General features: G+C 54.1%; 11 protein-coding genes. All 11 read right to left on the reverse strand.

The genetic code is table 11. The features are described from left to right. Window positions 1-24 precede the first annotated feature (24 nt). Window positions 25-1,785 (reverse strand): alpha-L-fucosidase, encoded by a 1,761-nt coding sequence (locus tag ABEA92_RS16705; RefSeq protein ID WP_345684981.1) that lies wholly within the window; start codon window positions 1,783-1,785, stop codon window positions 25-27. Window positions 1,786-2,027: 242 nt separating this feature from the next. Further along, entirely contained in the window at window positions 2,028-3,074 is a 1,047-nt protein-coding gene (locus tag ABEA92_RS16710) for a ThuA domain-containing protein (RefSeq protein WP_345684982.1), read from the reverse strand. 180 nt (window positions 3,075-3,254) lie between these two features. Then, on the reverse strand, window positions 3,255-4,778 hold the full coding sequence (locus ABEA92_RS16715; RefSeq protein ID WP_345684983.1) for a hypothetical protein: 1,524 nt from the start codon (window positions 4,776-4,778) through the stop codon (window positions 3,255-3,257). A 142-nt stretch (window positions 4,779-4,920) separates the two neighbouring features. Further along, window positions 4,921-6,387 (reverse strand): arylsulfatase, encoded by a 1,467-nt coding sequence (locus ABEA92_RS16720; RefSeq protein ID WP_345685106.1) that lies wholly within the window; start codon window positions 6,385-6,387, stop codon window positions 4,921-4,923. A 141-nt stretch (window positions 6,388-6,528) separates the two neighbouring features. Then, window positions 6,529-8,016, reverse strand: a complete 1,488-nt coding sequence (locus tag ABEA92_RS16725; protein WP_425572451.1) for a sulfatase — start codon at window positions 8,014-8,016, stop codon at window positions 6,529-6,531. A 303-nt stretch (window positions 8,017-8,319) separates the two neighbouring features. Continuing rightward, window positions 8,320-10,476, reverse strand: a complete 2,157-nt coding sequence (locus tag ABEA92_RS16730; protein ID WP_345684984.1) for a sulfatase-like hydrolase/transferase — start codon at window positions 10,474-10,476, stop codon at window positions 8,320-8,322. A 207-nt stretch (window positions 10,477-10,683) separates the two neighbouring features. Next, a complete protein-coding gene (locus tag ABEA92_RS16735) occupies window positions 10,684-12,321 on the reverse strand; it encodes a hypothetical protein (protein WP_345684985.1) in 1,638 nt (545 codons plus the stop codon). Between the two features lie 82 nt (window positions 12,322-12,403). Further along, the gene (locus ABEA92_RS16740) at window positions 12,404-13,774 is read right to left on the reverse strand and encodes a sulfatase family protein (protein ID WP_345684986.1); all 1,371 of its coding nucleotides are present in this window, start codon (window positions 13,772-13,774) and stop codon (window positions 12,404-12,406) included. Window positions 13,775-13,991: 217 nt separating this feature from the next. Next, window positions 13,992-14,165 carry a hypothetical protein gene (locus ABEA92_RS16745; RefSeq protein WP_160168202.1) on the reverse strand — a complete coding sequence of 58 codons (174 nt, stop codon included), beginning with the start codon at window positions 14,163-14,165 and terminating at the stop codon, window positions 13,992-13,994. 119 nt (window positions 14,166-14,284) lie between these two features. Next, window positions 14,285-15,460 (reverse strand): DUF1559 family PulG-like putative transporter, encoded by a 1,176-nt coding sequence (locus ABEA92_RS16750; protein WP_345684987.1) that lies wholly within the window; start codon window positions 15,458-15,460, stop codon window positions 14,285-14,287. A gap of 245 nt (window positions 15,461-15,705) precedes the next feature. Next, on the reverse strand, window positions 15,706-18,690 hold the full coding sequence (locus tag ABEA92_RS16755) for a signaling protein (protein ID WP_345684988.1): 2,985 nt from the start codon (window positions 18,688-18,690) through the stop codon (window positions 15,706-15,708). Between the last annotated feature and the right edge of the window lie 84 nt (window positions 18,691-18,774).

Below are 18,774 nucleotides of genomic sequence, written 5' to 3' on the forward strand. Positions count from 1 at the left end.
GCAAGTTTTTTTCGCCGAGCGAATCTACTTCGGTTCATCCGTCCGCTTGAGCGTCACCGAGCGAAGATTGATCGGTTGCCAATGACCGGCGTCCGGTTTGATCCGAAAACTGTATTGGCCGGATTGATCAAATTCGATGGTTCCAAGCCTGCGGTCGTCGTAGTTTCCGTAGCCGCCCGTCGACTTGATTTCCACCGTTAGCAATTCGCCGGCGTGTCCAAAGCCAACACGACTCTTCTCCTTTTCCATCGACAGCGTCGCGGAGACTTCGTAGCGTCCCGGGCGATCGATGTTGATGTTCCATTCCACCCATGCTTGGTCATCCACCCAGTACCCGATGTGCGGAATGTCCGAATGGAACCGAATGTCGGCTTGCCGGCTACCTTCGTTGTTGTGGATATAGCCGGTGTCAGCCGAAAGCACCAAAGTGCCCTTCGCATCGGGCGTGGGCAGTTGGACGACGACTTGGGGCGCGCCATCGATTTTCATTTCAATCACACTGGCGGACTCATCGGGGGCGTCGCTTGGCAACGTTAATTCCACCCCGCTGTCGGTGGATTTTGCTGCGAGCACACTGCCGTCGGCCAACAATTTGGCATGGTGGACTTGATTCGTGATACCGGGAACCAAAAGCTTTCCATCCGCAGGCCAATCAAAAACGTGCAAGTACAAGTTCGTTTTGCCGTCCACTGATTTTGCGGTGCAGCGTCCCCAGTCCAATTTGGGCAGCGGACTGGCTGTCGTTCCGTAGATAGATTCGCCATTCACATCCATCCATTTTCCAACACCCTTTAGTCGCTCGACCGCCTCGGGCAGCAGCGTTCCTTGGCCGGTCGGGCTGACGTTCAACAGATAGTTGCCTCCCTTGCTGGCGATATCGATCAAATTGCGGACCAAGGTGGTGGTGGATTTAAAGTCGTTATCCCCTTTCTTGTAGCCCCAGCTGCCGCTGATGGGCATGCAGACCTCCCAGTCCTCTTCGCCCGGAGCATGAGGCGGGATTTGGCGTTCAAACGTTTTGTAGTCACCTCGGTAACCTTCGCCCAAACGATCATTGGTGATGACGTTGGGCTGCAATTTGGTCAGCGAATGCAATGCGTCGAACGATTCGCGGCTCATTTTTCGTGGCGTATCCCACCAAAAAATGCCGATCGGGCCGTACTCGGTGAGCAATTGCTTGACCTCGGGAACAGCCTTGTTCATCACGTATTCATCCGAGCTGACGCGTTGGATCGACTTGTCCCAACTGTTGCCAAAGCCACCAGGGTGATGCCAATCTTGGGCTTGAGAATAGTAGAAACCGAATCGAATGCCTTGTTCTTGGCATGCTTCGGCCAGCTCTTTCATGATGTCACGGCCAAACGGCGTCGCGTCGACGACGTTGAAGGGATTCGCTTTGGAATCGAACATCGCGAAACCATCATGATGCTTGGCCGTGATGACCAAGTATTTCATTCCCGCTTGCTTTGCCAGACCGACAAATTCTGACGCATCAAATTGTGTCGGATTGAACTGGGCGGCGTACTTTTCATATTCCGCGATCGGGATCTTCCCCCGAGCCATCATCCATTCAGCACTGTTGGGCAGCTTTTGGCCCTTGTATTCGCCGCCGACGGTCGAGTAGATGCCCCAGTGAACAAACATGCCGAACTTCGCTTGACGCCACCATTCGAGTCGCTCGTCGCGGGTTTCAATCGGCGGAGCGGTGTCTTGCGCGACGAGAACGCCACCGGTCAAAATAGTAAGTAGTCCGAGGCCCAGCAGTTGAAGATGGATCGTTTTCATGGAACTGAGATTCGTTAGATTGGGGAAGAGATCGTGAATAGATTTTTAACGTGAAGAGAGAGAGGTCGTATGCGACCAAAGCATCGTCGGTGACGCGAAAGTCGAAACCGATCAATAGCCGTTCTGGTTGCTCCTGTAGAAAAATGTTTCCACGTGGCATCCGTTTGCCGCTCTCGGTGTGAGAGCGGGCTGGTGCAACGGTGTTCGCAGGGATTGCCAACAGCGATTTATTCTACCGCAGGCTACTTTTTAGCGGGCTTCTTTTTTTTCGGCTGATTCACTTTGTTGTGGGCAGGGATTGGGCTTTCGAATCCTGCGTAGGCTTCCGGTTTGATCCCTCGTGCGTTGGTTTGGTTGCCGAAGGTGTTCGGATGGAACGGGCCGACGAAATCAATGTTCATATCGGGGGTAATCGCGTCTTCTAGCCCAATTGCCCAAAAGATCCCGTTGACAATCAATCGGCGGTATCCGTCGTTCGTCAGGTCTTCGGGCGTCCCGTAGAGCGACGTGAACACACGTCCGGTTTGCCCCGACTCGCTACGGTACGTGCGTGTCCATTCCGAAGGCATTGGCGGCTGAGTTTTCGAGGCCGGTGAGTCGGCTGTCATGCCATCGAGCGGCTGTGCCATTGTCAAGATTTCGCCATCGGTTGGCTTGCCGACATAACCGCCGGCTTGGACCCAGACGTCTTTGACACCTTGCAGGATCGGGTGATCTTTCATGGCGTCCACAATGGTGATGCGAGTGCTTTGCACATGATTTCGGCCGTAGTGGCCCACCCAGGTTTGTCCAAGCACTTGGTGACCAAAGCCAAGTTCGTAGCCCTCGACTTTGGAATTGAATGAGTATTTTGCGTATGGTTGGTCGGCGGGGATTTGGAACCCGTGAGTCGCCGTCCGCATCCCGACGATGGGGCCACCACGACGAAGGTAATCGTCAAAGTGCTTCATTTGTTCGGCAGGAAAGTTTTGAAATCGCAAAAACACGACGGCTAAATCCGCTGTGTCGAGCGCTTCCAATCCCGGCATGTTCGAAGGCTTGCCCGCTACGATTTCCCCTGTCTCAGGATCAATGTTGAACAGCACGGTGCATTTGAAACCGTGGTGCTTTGCCAACAGTCGGGCAAGTGCCGGTAGCGATTCTTCGGAGCGATATTCGTGGTCGCCGGCCATAAACACGATGTGCTTGCCTTTGCCCACCCCTTCCTCTCCTTCGTAGACAAGCGTTTCCGCCTGAGCGGTGCCAATCAGGCTTGCAATTGCGACAACAAACAGGACTGCAAATTTCATAGGTGAATCTCGGTGAGGGGGATGTGGCGAGCAAGCGGCCGTAGCGGAACTCGCCAAAAGTTTCGGGAAGCATACATCAATCAAAACGAAAGTCTCGAATGAATTCCGTTACGCTGAATTAGCACGAACTCTACAGAAAAGAATGCTTCACAGCGTTGCGGTTCTACTGTTGGAAAGAAACTACGGTTCGAATGTCAATTGGATCTTGTCAAGCATCGGCTTCGATTCGTTGGAAGTCGTGTCGGTCATTTTTACCTCGAATTGGAATCCAAAGCCGGCGGGCAAATTGGACAGGTCAAGCGAGGCGGGGGTTTTAGCGATCTGTTTGGCAAAGCCAGGCATCGAGTCGTACGTTTCCTTGACCACGTGCCAATCGCTCCAGTGATCAACGTTTCCGTCGCCGGTCGTGTCCACGCCGACGCGTGTTTCGACTTGTTCGACCCACGGTCCCGGACTGGTGAAATCTGTTTTTTGTTGGGTGACCAAATAGAACTGGCCTTCGGCAAATGCGATGTCGGGATCGGGGTGTCCGTTGCCAATATTGCCGCAGAAGGTAAACGGTTGGTCGAGGCTTGGTGAGGTGAACCAAGCAACGCTCATCGGTTTGCCATGTTCGGGATCATAGTCGCCAAACAAATAATATTGTCCTCCGATGCTGATCGCAGCCCAATCGCCAAATGCTTCTTGCTCGGGTTCGTGGATTTCGTATTCCGCAACATTGGTTTTGTAGTTTTCGGGATCTTCCTTCGCCCAGTGTGGGTGTTTGTAGGTTCCGATCTTGCCGGTTGGTTTCGTGCGATGATCGACTGCCGCCCCCAGGATTTTGAAATTCGAGACGCCATCGTCGCTGACTGCATGTCCGGCCAGCGGCGAGTCCCAAGATCGTTTGCTGGCGTTAATGGGGCTCCAGTCTTCGTAAATGACATGGAATTTCCCCTCCAAATCACGGATGAAACCGCTGTCCGACCCGTGGGAGGGATCGTTCAGGGCTTTGCCCATGTTTTTGCCCGGCTTGCCATCGGTCAGATCATCATCGACATAGACATGAGGGTCTTGGTCGTTTGGAAAGTCGTAGTAGATGTACGTTTTGCCGTCGACGTGTTCCGCCGACGTTACCCATTTTGAGAATCCTTCGGTGACCGGGCCATGATGGACCCAGTTGACCATGTCGCGGCTTTGCCATGCATGGTAGCCCCCTAGTCCCTTGTTCAGTCCTCCGGGCGCATCGAACTGATTGGCAAACGGGGTTGTCATCAGCGGGATGTCAAATCCGTCCAGCGTTGCTGGTTCCGGTTGAAACGCCGATTTTGCAGCCCCCTGCTTGCCCGATTTTTTGGCGCCCCCGTAGCGACCAAAGATCCAGTAGTTTTTGGGGCCGAGGCTCAGCATGACCGGAGCGTCCGCAAGGTTAGCGGGGCCGATGTTGTCGACGGGGTTCCAGTTTTGCCAAACCGGCGATTGCTGGAACACAATCGACTGTGCCGAGCGTTTTTGCTCGAAGCGTTTTAGCGTGCTTCGCAGTGTGCCCGTTTTGCTCGTTGGGCTGGCGACACCTTCCTTGATCTCGATTTGGCCTTTCTCGGATGTTTCCTGTTGCCACTGTTCTTGAGTGTCGATGACCCAAGTTTCGTTTGCAACCGACGGGCACGTTACTGCGGCCGAGACTAGTAATGCCGCTACGGAAGAGAGGTTGATGCGAATCATGGTAGAAAAGAATGTTGCTGGAAAAGGGAAAGTGGATCAGAGGGGGGGCTGCGTGCGGCGGGTTCGAATCCAAGGGGCCGCAATGGAGTGGTGCCGATGGCCGGATGTCGAGTACCATAGGTCGAGAGCAACAGGTCGAGTGTCAGTCGATCTTGGGGGCGTCCCAATCAGGAATGCCGCTTTCTTCTTTTTGCTTATTGAATTGATCGCGGAATGGTTTAGCGACATCCAGCGACGCATCTTCGTTGACCATCAGCGGACGAACTTCGTCCCACCACGCGTCAAAGGCCGAACGCATTTCGTGGGTCACTTCGGGGTATTTCGCAGCGACGTTGTTCTCTTCGCCTGGATCTTGCTCGATGTTGTAAAGTTCGTCGTTAACCAGCCGCCACTTCTCGCTTCGCACCGCATAGTTTTTGTACTTCGCGTGATCGGGATTGGGATCCCCTTTGCCGAAATTCCCCGGAGCTCCGGTTTTGGCCCAGCGGCCGACGTGAAAGAACGTTTTACGGTCAGACCACGAAGCGTTTGGATCTTTGATCAAGGGCACGAGGCTGCGTCCATCCAAATCCAAGCCAGTTGGCACTGTGGCGCCAGCGATTTCAGCGAGCGTCGGAAACAGGTCGTAGTGGCGCGTCAAGCGATCAATGTCGACACCCGGCTTGGTCAACCCCGGCAAACGCATGAACAGCGGTACCCGTGAACCGCCCTGGTGTGGCGATCCTTTTGCCCCTTTCATGCCTGCGTTATAGACCGTTGCTCCTTTGGCACTGCCGTTGTCGGTCATGAAGATCAGCAGCGTATTATCCGCTAGGTTCCACTCGTCCAACTTCTGCATCAGCAATCCCATGTTCTCGTCGATATTGACGATCATGCCTAAGAACGCATTGGTGGGCGACGAACACTTGTCTTTGTACAGATCCGAGTAGCGTTTCTCGACGTGGTAAGGACCGTGCGGTGCGTTGGTCGGAATGTAAGCGAAAAACGGCTGCTTCGGTTTCGTGCCGGTTCCTGCGTCTTCGCCAGCGGTGTTCTTGATCCAACCGAGTGCCTTGCGAAAGAAGACGTCGGTGCAATAACCCTTGGTCTGCACAAACCGACCGTTGTGTTTGATGATCGGGTCAAAGTAGCTGGTGCCCGGAGCGTCGCTTTGCGTCCCCGCAAAGTTTTGACCGATGCCGCCTGCGCCGTGGATAAACGTTTCGTCAAATCCGCGGTTTTCGGGTTGGTAGGGATCATCATCGCCAAGGTGCCACTTGCCAAAGATTCCGGTCGTGTAACCGGCCGACTTCAGCACTTGGGCAATCGTGGTGGCGCTGAGAGTCATACGGTCTCGCTCGAGAATCGTATGCGTGATGCCATTTTTAAACGGGGCTCGGCCGGACATCAGTGCGGCTCGTGTCGGCGCACATGTCGGGCTGGCGTGGAAATCGGTAAACCGCGTGCTTTGAGCATGCAGTTTGTCGAGGTTGGGAGTTTCCAAAAACGGGTGCCCATGGCATCCCAAGTCGCCATAGCCTTGGTCGTCGGTCATCACCAACACGATGTTCGGTGGACTAGGCTCGGAACCGGACTGCTCGCCTTGTGCGGCAGCCCCCTGCGGTCCCATCGCGAACCCAATCAGTAAAGCCGCAATCAAGCGATGTCGTGTAAATTTGGTGCGTGCAACAGCTGTCATCGTGAATACTACTTTCTATTCTTTTGCGTCGATCTGGCGACGCAGGGGATCGTTAAATGCAAACTCGATTGACTAGTTTTCCGGTGTCCAAGGACGCTGGCCGTTCTTTTCCTGCAGGAATTTGGCGTCAACGGTTTGATACCAACGGTGCAATCGACTTCGCATTTGGTCCACTCGCTCAGGCATCGATGACGCGAGGTCGTTTGTTTCGCCAATGTCCGTCGCCAGGTTGTAGAGGTGGACGCGGCCGTCCTCGTAACGCTCGATCAATTTGAAATCGCCTTCGCGAATCGCACCGCCGGGAATGCCGCCTTGGTTGCTGTAGTGCGGGTAATGCCAATACAGCGTTTCGCGGTCAAGCGAGTTGCCCCGGAGCGCCGGGCGGATGTCGATTCCATCGATTTCGTGCTGAACGTTGACTCCGGCCGAAGCGGCAAGCGTCGGGAACAAGTCGATCGAGCAGATCGGTTCGGCTGATTCCGAGCCGGCCTTTGTGATTCCTGGGAACCGGACGATCCACGGCACCCGGATGCCACCTTCGTAAACCCATCCCTTGCCGCCACGAAGGGGCAAGTTGCTGGTCGGCGAGCCTTCGGATGTAGACAACCCGCCATTGTCCGATGTGAAAATCACCACGGTGTTGTCCGCGACTCCCGAGTCTTCCAACTGCTGCAACACTTTCCCAACGGCTTGGTCCATGGCTTCGACCATCGCGGCGTAGACCGCATGTTTTTGCAGGGTTCGTACCTTGCGTGGCTTGTTGCCAAACACCTGTTCTTCGTCACCAAACTCTTGGCCGCTGATTGCGGACGCTTTCTTCTTGTATTTCTCAACCAAATCGGGTCGCCCCATCAGCGGCGTATGGACCGAATAGAATGACAAGTACGCGAGGAACGGCTTGTCTTGATTGGCTTTTATGAACGAAGCCGTGTCGCGGGCCAAACGATCGGGCAAGTGATCGCCAGCAGGACTTTCTTCCTTCATTTGTGGGTTTTCAAACGGCGCGAAGTATCGCTTTCCTGAATAAGGCCCGCCGCGGCTGTACCCTCCGATGTTGACATCGAAACCACGGTTCTGAGGATAGTATTCCTCGCTCTCACCCAAGTGCCACTTGCCGGCGAAGAAGGTTGCATATCCTTGCCCCTTGAGTGCTTGGGCAATCGTGATTTCGTCCAGCGGCATGTTGTCGTTCAGCGGCGCCGGATTGAATTTACCGCCTCGTTTGCCTGAGAAAAAATTGGTCGCGTCGACGCGTGTCGGATACTTGCCCGTCATCAAACTGTAGCGGGTTGGTGAACAAACCGGATTGGCTGCGTAGCCGTCGGTAAATCGCATTCCCGATTCCGCCAATCGATTGATGTGCGGCGTTTCATAGAAACAGTCGGGGTTGTTCGCCCCCACATCCATGTAACCAAGATCGTCTACCAAAAAGACAACAAAGTTTGGTGTTCGCTGCGAGTCCGTCTCGGCCCCACGGACGGTTGGCACGCCCACGAGACTCATAAGCGTCGGTACGCAAAGTAGCCATACCAAACGTAAACTCATATCTATATTTTTCATGTTCTACTCGTATTTCGCGTCGAGGTGCATTTTGCGTCGGAAGGCTATGCCGCAAATTCTAACCGATGCAGAACCATGATAGTTCCATCAATCGTCAGCGAGGTGGGCGTTTAGGGCGGGGAAGCCGGGCGTTCGGCGACGAAGGGGGATGCAAATGGTCCCCTTCGGTTTGCGTCCAAAACGATTTTATCTCGACCCATCATGGTTGCGCTCGCACCTCGATCGATTGTGAAATGCGACATCTCGTTAATCATTTGCGACGCTCCGCTGAGTGTTTTTTTCGGTAAGCCCGGTTCACGCCAGTTACCGATTGATCTCATCCGCCGTGATAAAACCATTTTTGTCTCGATCCATCCTGTCGAATTGACGCTTGAAAATGGAGGCAAACTCGGCGCGAGTCAACCGTTGGTCTTCGTCGGTATCAGCAATCGTGAACGAAGGGTGGGCGTGTTCGCTGGGCGTTAAGACGCCGTCTTGGTTCTTGTCTTTGCGGTCAAAGCCGCCAACAAAATGATTGATGTACTCCTGTTGCGAGACTCGGCCATCGTTGTCTGCGTCCTTTTCTGCGATTGACGCCGAAGACTGCGAGCCTGCTTTGGGTTTGCCGGTCACCGAGAGTGCTTGCGACGAATACGATTGATTGGTTTTCTTGATATCGGGATAGCTGCGAAGGAAATTGTTTTCGTCAATTAGGTTGATGACGTAATGCGTGGTCGCTGGGGGCAGTTTGACGGAGACAAGGTTTTTATCCTGCAGGATGGTTGCCGGTTTGCGGAACCACTCTTCGTCACGGTCGCCGCCATTGAGCGTATAGATCAAATCTGCTCGCGCGAGCTTTGCTCCGTTTTCTTGATACCAAAATGCAACTTCATTTCCTTGACTTTGGTGAGACAGAACCGTGCAGGCGTTCTGTTTCCCGGGTAGATCCCCTTGATAGTCAGGATTGTAGCTGGGATAGCTTGCGTTCATCTCGGTCAGTATCTCGGTCAGCTTTTGATTCATCGCCTCCGCTTTTTCCGGCATGGCTGCGGCAAGGTTTTTCGCTTCTTCGATATCGACTCGCTGTTGTTGGTTTCCGTTGGTTTGATAGAGCTGGAATAGTTCCAATTCGTCAGTTCCGTCGTTGTTGACATGATCGTAGTTGCGGATCAGTTTGTAGTCGCCGATTCGAATTGTGCTTTCCAACGCAACGCCATGAGGAAAGTGCCACATCATTGTATCACGAGTCGTGCCATCGGCATGCTTTACCAGTGCCGGATTGGTCGGATCATTTAACAGCAGTTGCGAAAGATCGCATCCGTCGAGATGTTTGTCTGACGGTTTGCTGGATCCCGTTAATGCAAGAATGGTCGGGTAGAAATCGAGCCCGTTGACCATCACGTCGGATTGAACGCCGGGCTGGATACCAGGCCCGACAATGAACAATGGCACACGAGTTCCGCCTTCCTTGGCCGAGATTTTACCGCGGTCCAGCGGATTGTTGTCGGTGTAGCGTTCCTTCGGACCGCCTTCCATCCCACCATTGTCGGATGTAAAGATGACGTAAGTGTTTTCGCTTAACTTGTGTCCAGGCCAACGAGGGTCGTCGGTTTCATCCAAGTAGTCAAAGAGTTGGCCAGAGTAATAATCCAACATCTCAACCATCGCACAGTAGTACGGATTGAGCTGCCCGGCGGTTTCGCGAGTGACGGTGTGGCGAGGGTCAACGCCCAGTTTGTCGACGTATTTGTCAAGCAACGCTTTGCATCGCGTCTGGATTGGCGAATGCACTAACCAAGTCGCGTAGTAAAGAAAGAACGGCTTGTCCTTGTTTTCACGTAAAAACGTCAGTGCATCTTGATTCGTCTGATCCAGCGGGTATCCGTTTTCATCCAGACGAAAGGGATCATCCACTGCATCGGTGGCAAAGCCTGACAAGCGATCCTTCATACCCGTTTGCACCCCTCGATCGGAGCGAGAGTAATCGAATCCGACGTCGGTGGGTTGTGGGAACGCATGATGATCGATCGCGATATGCCATTTCCCCGAATGGCCGGTGACATAGCCATTTTGTTTTAATGCTAGCGCCAATGTGAATTCGTCCTCCGGCATGCGACCGCTGTACCACGGATCCATTATTCGCGACCCCTTTTGGTTGTGCGGGGTTGGCGGTGCACCGCCGACGACATGCGTTTTCTGAGCACGCGCCGGATGATTTCCGCTCATGATGGCGCAGCGGCTTGGCGCGCAGGTGGGCGCCGGTGAATAGGCTTGCCAGAACATCACGCCCTTTTTCGCGAACGCATCAAGGTTCGGCGTTTCCATCGGCGAGGGCTCGTCAATGTCGTAACACTTCAAATCTTGCCAGCCTAAATCGTCCGTGAACATCAAAATGACGTTCGGCTTCGGTTGCTCTGCATCGACGGATACTCCCAGGAACGCAAACGAGACAAGCAGTACTAAAACGATGCGATAGTTCATGTTTCGATGAAGGTTTTGGGAAGAGGTGGGGCATGGTCGCGGTTACGCTAGTGCGTCAGGTGAATCACATAAGATTTGGGTGCAACGCCCTTGCATCGCTAATCAAACGATGGCCGGACGTTTTTGTCATTGACAGACTCATTTTGCGTTTCGTTGGGATCGGGCGATCAGCCTTCGATTTCAATCCGGCATTGTCACACCAAGCTGCTAGCGATTCGAAGTTTTCACCCATAGATCGAGGTGATGCGTGTCGGCGTTGGGGAACTCGCTTGAATCGAGCAACGTGGATAGCTTTTGCCAAGTTCCTGTCGTCGGTTTGTCAACGTACGCATATCCGACCAACGACAACCATTCACTGTTGTTCTTGTCCATCGAATATCCCGTCGTGTCACGATAGTAATCGTGATGCGGGTGATTTGCCGGCAATGTGAAATCGAGTTTCTCTTTGTCGACAAAGTAATAAGGGTCAGTGGTGATGATTTCTTGATTCGTTTTTGTATTACGAATACGCATCAGCGGCATCGTCCCGCTCACCGGTTGCGTCAAGACTTGGAATGCCTTTTTGCCGTCTGAGTTTTCAACGGTTGTCATCGGCGAGTCGGCTGGATCGAACGTCAAGAGTCCATAGTCGACGTCATCAACCAATCTCGTTGCCTGTTCGATGACTTTGGCCCGTTTTCCAACGACCAGATAACTGCGAAACCAAATCGTGCTGCCAGGAACGATTTGGATCTTGGGGATGATTTCGCATACATCGTAGTTGCGGAAACTGTTCTCGGGACGTGTGGCCCAGTCTTTCCATACGTTTTTGTACAGGGGTTCGCTAGCACGCCAATCTCGATACAGCGAATGTTTGAACTGGCAATACGGTTGCCCGGCAGCCTTGCGTGCCAATTCGGCTTCGAGATGCTTGTCGCGTCCGTAAACCAACGCCAAGCTGGGACTATCGTCATCATCGGAGGCACACGAGATGTTCCAGCCGCCGGTGTCGCGGACATCGACAGTCCCGTGCTCGCTCAAGAAACCCTCACGCTGCAGCAATTTGCCTTCCGGAGAACTGACGTAACGCAGCGGCAGGCTGCTGATGCGGGTGCCGCCCCAAGGAGCGTTCAGATGATCAAATACGATGTCATCGCGAGTGCTGAAGTTGTGAACGACCCACGTCAATTCGATCACGCCGTTGCCGACGTCGCGAATTTGGGTGTAGTACAGCAGTGGTGAACGATGAACCGTTTTGATCTGTGGAACGAGGCCCCAATTGAGCATTCGGATCGTGCGGTTTTGAGCGTCCATTTCGGATGCCAGCAGCGGACAGTACAGCGATTTCACCGCGGAATCACCAGGGATGTACGCGCCCGAGTTATGAATGAAAAACGATGTTGCGTACGGCGATTGTCGAATGCGTTCGAGCGTTTCGCTTGGGACACCGCGAGCGGTTCTGCCATCGATGCCGTTGTATTTGGTGCACACGGCAACGAATTGCCAGACCTCGTCGTTCCACGGCGAGACTTTACCGCCCGCAGCACGCCAAGACGGTGGCACGCTTTCACCGAACGGCCCTCGCAGGGAATAGATTTGTCCGCCTTGGCCAACACGCAACTTGAACGAGTTGTCTTCGTCTTGCCGGTGCACCATTTCCGCAAGGAATACCGGTCGCTCATCGAGTCGTTCATCCCACAAACTTTCGCTCGGGGTGAATTTCGAGGTGAACGTTGTGTCGCCACGTTGGCCATCGGCGAGTTGGACCGTGGGGTTGGGAAAGACATCCAAGAATGACTGCGCCGACGCAAATGGATGAATCAGCAGAGTCAGAAAGGGGACGGTCCAGCGCAGTTGCGTTGTCATTGGGAAGGAATCTCGGCGGGAAGGTCTGCGGAACAATACGAAGGTGGGATGGTGAGGCGGGCAAGCTCGGCTGTGAGCCGGGTTAGCGACGTAGCGATGAGAAGTTCTTAGCGTTTGGTTTGGCGGGCAGACTCGTTTTCCACTTCTCGATCTTGTCAACCAATTCCGACGCCACTTCCGGGTGACGGTCTTTCAAGTCCGTTTTCTCGTAAGCATCTTCGACGATGTCATAGAGTTCGACGTAGGAAGCGTCTTCGTTGGCGAGCAACTTCCAATTTTGATCGACGATGCAGTACGACACCCAGTGATAGCTGTTCTCGCTTTTCGGTTTGCCATGCCCATTCATCTTCCAAAACAGCGGCTTGCTGCGACCATCGCTTGATTGGCCTTGTAGCTGACTCAACTGGCTCATCCCATCAGGGGTGTACGACGGAGGCAATTCGGCACCAGCCAATTCGCAAAACGTCGGCAGCAAATCGACGGCGGAAATCATCAGCCGATCGTCCACTTTGCCAGCGGCAATCTTGCCCGGCCATCGTGCGATAAACGGAACGTTGATGCCGCCTTCGAACAGGGATGCTTTATAGCCTTTGCGGCCTGCGGTGATGCCTTTGGATGCGGCAATCCCAAACCCGGCGCCAGTCGCCGTGTCGTAGGTTAGATCGAGTGTCGCATCTGGTCTCCCCCGAGCAGGACCATTGTCCGAGCTGAAGATCACCAAGGTGTTGTCGCTTAAACCGAGCCGGTCAAGTGTATCAAGGACCTCGCCAATTCGATCGTCAGCGTGGGCCAGCACGGATGCATAAATCTCATCCGTTTCCTCGAGTCCGCTATCGCGAAATCGCCAGCGATATTTGGGTACCACGTGGAACGGCGTGTGGGGTTCATGCACCCACAAATTGATGAAGAACGGCTTGCCAGCTTGATTGCTGTTTTCAATGAATTCAATCGCGTTGTCAGCGTCCTCGTGCACGGGCATTTGTTCGCCCGAACAATTGAACGCGCCGTAGGTGTCGTATCCATATTCACCCGGCGACGGCGAATCGGGGATCATGTCGTTGGACAAGTGCCATTTGCCGAAGTGGGCCGTCGCATATCCAGCCGACTTCAGCAGTCGTGGCATCGTGACTGCGTTGACATCCAACCAATCCGGCATATTGCGTTTGGCATTGCTGGGCACCCAGGCAAAGTGTCCGTCGATGTTGTAGCGGGCCGGAAAGTGCCCCGTCATGACCGCGGTGCGACTCGGGGAACAAACGCCGCTGGCGACCGTAAAGCGATGGAAATCCGTACCTTCGCGAGCCAGCCGATCGATGTTGGGGGTTTTTACATACGGATGACCGTGGCATCCAAGATCGCCCCATCCCCAATCGTCGGCAAAGATAAACAGGATGTTCGGTTTGCTCGCAGGTTCATTCGCCGAAGCTCGGTCGACGACGCCTGATACAAACATTGACACTAGAAGCATTAACACAGCTGGATGGATCATCGTCGATCGGCTGATCATGGAGGGATTTGCCTGTTTGGGGTGGCGCGTGTTGTGGTACTCGTTTTGATCTTGCTTCGTCTCGGATCTAAATGAAAAACCGAAGACACATCGGCAAATAACAGATTTGCAGCGAGTGCCTTCGGCGTTTTCAATCATCCACAGTGGATGCAGTCGTTAAGGATTATTTCATCGACTGTTCGGTTTCTTCCATCAGCTTCTTCTCGTTCGCCTTGTATTCCTCGATGGCCGAGGGTGGCAAACCTTCGGTCACGGAGGTGGGTTTAGGATCACTGCAACCCGACATCAGGGGAAGAAAACTGGATAGCAATAAAGGAATCAATGCAAATCGTTTCACTGGAACACCGTTTGGTTAATGAGGACGTTGGTTGATGGGGAAGAAAGAAAGCGTCCGCCGGAAAAGTGCGCCGACGGACGTCTTCGCTACAACGGATCAAAAGCAAACTATTTTGCGAGTTAGAATTCGCCGATGACTTCTTTACTAGCTCGAGTTCCCAGTGCACCCCACAGCCCGTAAGGACTTTGGGAACCAGGAGCCTGGGCACCCGTGCCCGAGGCCCACACCATGCCCGCTCGCGAGTTGCCCGCTTCGATCGAGTCGGTGATGAATTTCACCGCACCGTCGCCCATCAACACGTGACCGCCGCCTTGGTGATAGCTAGATACCGATCCAACAAGGTTCAGGTCATCGCCATTGGTACGCGAGCAGATCTCGCTATTGGGTGGCAAAATGGTGGTCATGCCCGAGAAGATGGTCTTGGCATCGGCCCAGCGGTAACCGCGAGCACGCGTGGGGCGGCTGTCGCTAGTCCAGAAACGAGGACGTGCCGGATCGATCACACCCACGCAAGCTTTGGGATTATCGCGAATCGCACTCATCGTCGCGTTATTGCTACCTGCGGTGAAGTTAGGCAGAACGGTCCGGTTGTCTTTGTCACCGAGCGAAGTCGCAATCTCACCCATTGCGATCGTGTTGGCTAGTCCGTCCAAACAGTCACGGAACTTCGTGACATCAAACGGTTTGAAGAAGCCGCGATGAGCTTTTTGTGCGGTATCCGCCCGTGTTCGGGTCATGCTGATCGTTCGTGTGTTGGGCCAAGGGCCATAGGCGGTTTCGTCGCACGAGTCACCAATACAGGCGGCGTAATTGGTTCGCCCCAACGCGGGAAGACCGACGCCGGGATCGCTTGGACAACGGTACGATGGGATGTCGACTGTCCATGGCACATAGGTGATTTCTTCAGGGGTGGGGCCCATCGCGTTCCAGGTTCCGCCGACCTGGCTGGGATTGGAAATCTGTTCCCACAATGCTTGCTGCTCAATGAAGGGCAGCACCCCGACTAACATGCTCAACTGCAGGTTGTTGGCCAACGGTGTCGGTTCCCACCACGATTTACCGGGGGCTGGCAGCAGCGTTCCCGTGCCATGGGTGGGCAATTGGTCGTAGGCGGAATGATAATTATGAATTCCAAGACCCAATTGCTTGAAATTGTTGCTGCAGCTCATCCGCCGTGCTGCTTCGCGGGCCGCTTGTACCGCCGGCAACAGTAGGCCGACAAGCACTCCGATAATTGCAATCACGACTAGCAGTTCCACCAAAGTGAAACCGCGGTCTACTCTCTTACCATTCATGGTCACTACCTTTGAAAAAGAAAAGAAGGGTGGCTGGCGAAAGACGACAGCCCAAAAGACAGGAAAAGGAAGCATCGACGCCGCCAGAGAGTTCTGGTGGCAAATTTTATACCTGCGGTGGATCGCAGGCCATCGTGTTTTTACTGGATGACCACGGTTGAATCGGCCGACAAGCACTCACAAATCCGTTACGCATCACTTATTTTGCAACGCCTTGATGTACCTCCTAAAAAGGTTCAGGAACGTTATTGCTGGACTTCGACATTCAGTTCTTGAAAAGCGGTGTTTTCTCGCGACTTGCTCACCGGAGAAACCTGCCAAACGATCCAGCGGAAATTGCCCAAGGACTTGCCGTCCGGCGCCCGTAGCGAGGCTGCGGTGAAGTCGCCGGACGCGGCGCTGCGGGTGTCGATAGTGCCTAGCGGGATGAAACGCGAGCGGTCGCTGAGCTTCCATCCTGGATCGGTGTTTGCATTGCTGGCGAACAAGCTCAGCTTCTGGACGCCGCGTTTCTGATTCTGGTTGAACGACCAACTGGTGATCGCCGAGACCGACTTCACCGCGCCTAGGTCCAATTTGTAAGCTCCGTTTTGAACCCCGTTTTGAAACACAGGACCATAGTCACGGTTCAATTCGCCGTCGGTCAATACTTTGAGCGGTTCGTTTTGGGTGGTTTGGTTTGCCGATACTTTTCTCGTCGCTGCCTTTGGCAACTGTAGTGCCGAGAACTCGGCGGGCGTCGATGCCGATTCGATCGCGACATAGGGATGATCCTCGATTTTCAGGTCGATCGTTTCTTGGTCACGAACCACACGCACTCGTAGCGGCGTGTTGCCCGCCCGCGTGTAGGCCGCGATCAGATCCTCGGCGCTGGCCATTTTTGTGTCATTGATCGCCAGCACCAAGTCGTTTTCCTGGAATCCGGCAGCGGCAGCCAACGAACGCTTTGGAAAGTCAAGCAAAGCCACGCCTCCGTCTTGTTTGCTGACACCGTAGGCTGAGAACTCTTCGCCCTCTAACGCATGCAAGGTTGCGCCCAACCAATACCAGTCCATTGCCACCGTGGTGTTCGCAGCGTCAGTTGACGGCGAGTTTTGGCCAGGGATTTCAAGTTCGGGAATCACCGGCGTTTCCGCGATCGCCTTCAGCGATGGCTTTTTGACGCCAAATTGATCCATCGGGAAATTTTCAAAGCCGATTTCAAACGCGGGCGACCCCGGTGCAACACGGAAGTCGCCGCTTGCCGGATCGATAAACAGTGGGTCGGCGACGATCGAATGCAGGTCCCAGCCAAATTGAACGAACTTGTCTTTGATTTTAGGGTCGGCAGAGAAGAACAGATTGCTGTCGATGCGTTTTCCTTTGGCCTTCTGGCTGGGCATTCTCGCGCCACGATGCTCGGCCATGAAAATGTTCGAAAACACTTCGTCTTGGCTGTTGTTGAACCAGACGTGCGGATGGAAGCCGTTATTGATGGTGATGTTGTTCCAAGCACGACGGCGAAATCCTTCTCGCAGCTTCAAACCGCCCTGCAGCATCAAGTTGTTGTAGATGTCGTAATTGCTTGAACCATCGTCCAAATCGATATCCCATCCGTGATCGCACCGCCATCGGCTGTTGCGGATCACCGTCGTGTTGAACGCATCGAGAAACGGTAATTTGGGATCCGCATCAATTGCTTTCTGAGAAACATCCAAGTAGTCACGCCGCCAATAGCGATCACGGCCCCACGAGTTGAATGAACCGTGATCGTGGGTCTCTAGCACGGTGTCGAAAACGTCGCAGCGTTCGATCAAATGGCCTCCCCAGGCACCGTCACCCACATTGATTCCGGCGCGGGCACAGTCGTAAATCGAACAGTCGCGAACGGTGATCGCCATGGCCATCTCGATCTGGACTCCCGCGGGTTGACGTTCGACTCGGCCAATTCCGTGAATCAAACAGTCCTCGACCGTGCCATTGGCGGGATAGTTTTCCGTCTTGGGGCCCGGTGTACGGTCGATCTTGGCGAGATCATTTTTTTGACCATATTCAAACAACGGGTCTCGGACTGCCGCAGGATCGCCAACAAAACAAACGCCGCTGGCTCCACAGTCATGAATGTGGCATCCCTTCACCAGCGTGCCGCGATTGTATTGGTTGACAAAAATCGCGTTGCCGCCAACCTGGTCAAACTCACTGTCCAGGATGTGGATGTCCTCGCTGCCCGTGATCATCACGGCGCCGCCACGATAAATCGTCCAGTCACTTCGCAGCATCGGTTCTTTGGTGTCCATGAACGTACGCGCTGCGTGACGGAACACAAATCCTTGAAAAGTGATCGATTTTACTGGCGCATCGAGGGTGCCTTGGAATTCAACTAAGTGTCGAAGTCGAACCACCTCGACGGTTGCCGTGTTTAGATCGGTGTCCGCGTCGGGTTTGTAATAGAGCTTGTTCGCTTCGGCGTCGTGAAACCATTCGCCTGCTGCATCAAGTTCTTCGAAGATGTTTTCCACCATGCGGAAATCTTTGTGCATTCCCATTTGGCGGTTGTTTTGCCAACCGCCTTCGTAGGTGACTTCCCCGTCCGCATCTTTGCCGGTAATGCGATAGTGGTAGCCTCCCCATCGGCTGCGGTGCATCGCGTGGATGAATCCACCTTCGGGATTCTTCCAGCGTGCCGCTCGCTCTTTCGAAAACGCGTCCGCTGCGTAGCCCTGGTAGGCATCGGTCGGCTTGTTGGCGTCGTAGTTTGGATAACGAGCCATCCGCTGGCTCGAACCATTGATAAACAGTTGATCAATCGCTAGCCCCGCAGGCGTCTCCGCCTGGAAAATACCGTCACGATACGGCTGCCACTGCAACGCGAGCTTCGTTCCGCCGCTCAGCACTGCACCGCCTTCGCGTTCGGCTCGATAGACAACGCGTTTGTCCTTCGTCCCGGAGTCTTCGGGGGTGAAAACAAGTGGTTCGGGCAAATAGTAAATGCCATCGGACACATGGACGGTGACCGCTTCGTTGCCAGCATACGAAGCAGCGAGCGACTTTGCCTTCTGCAACGTCGCTACGGGTAACTCCTTGGTGCCTGGTTGGGTATCGTTGCCAGACACGCTGACAAACAGATCAGCGGCGAGGGACGTTTGCGCGGTCCAAAGAACAATCAGCAGGGTGGTGGTGGCAAGCTTCATTACTTTTAGTTTCTTTTGCAGGTTCATGTCGGGTTTAGCGAAATGAACGAAATCGAACATTACAATCGCTGTAAATCGTGTCCCGCGTTGCCGAGTTTTCCTCGGCAACGCGGATTGAAAATCGGCGGAAAAAATCAATCCGCA

It is taken from the genome of Novipirellula caenicola, assembly GCF_039545035.1.
GTDB classification, from domain to species: Bacteria; Planctomycetota; Planctomycetia; order Pirellulales; family Pirellulaceae; genus Novipirellula; species Novipirellula caenicola.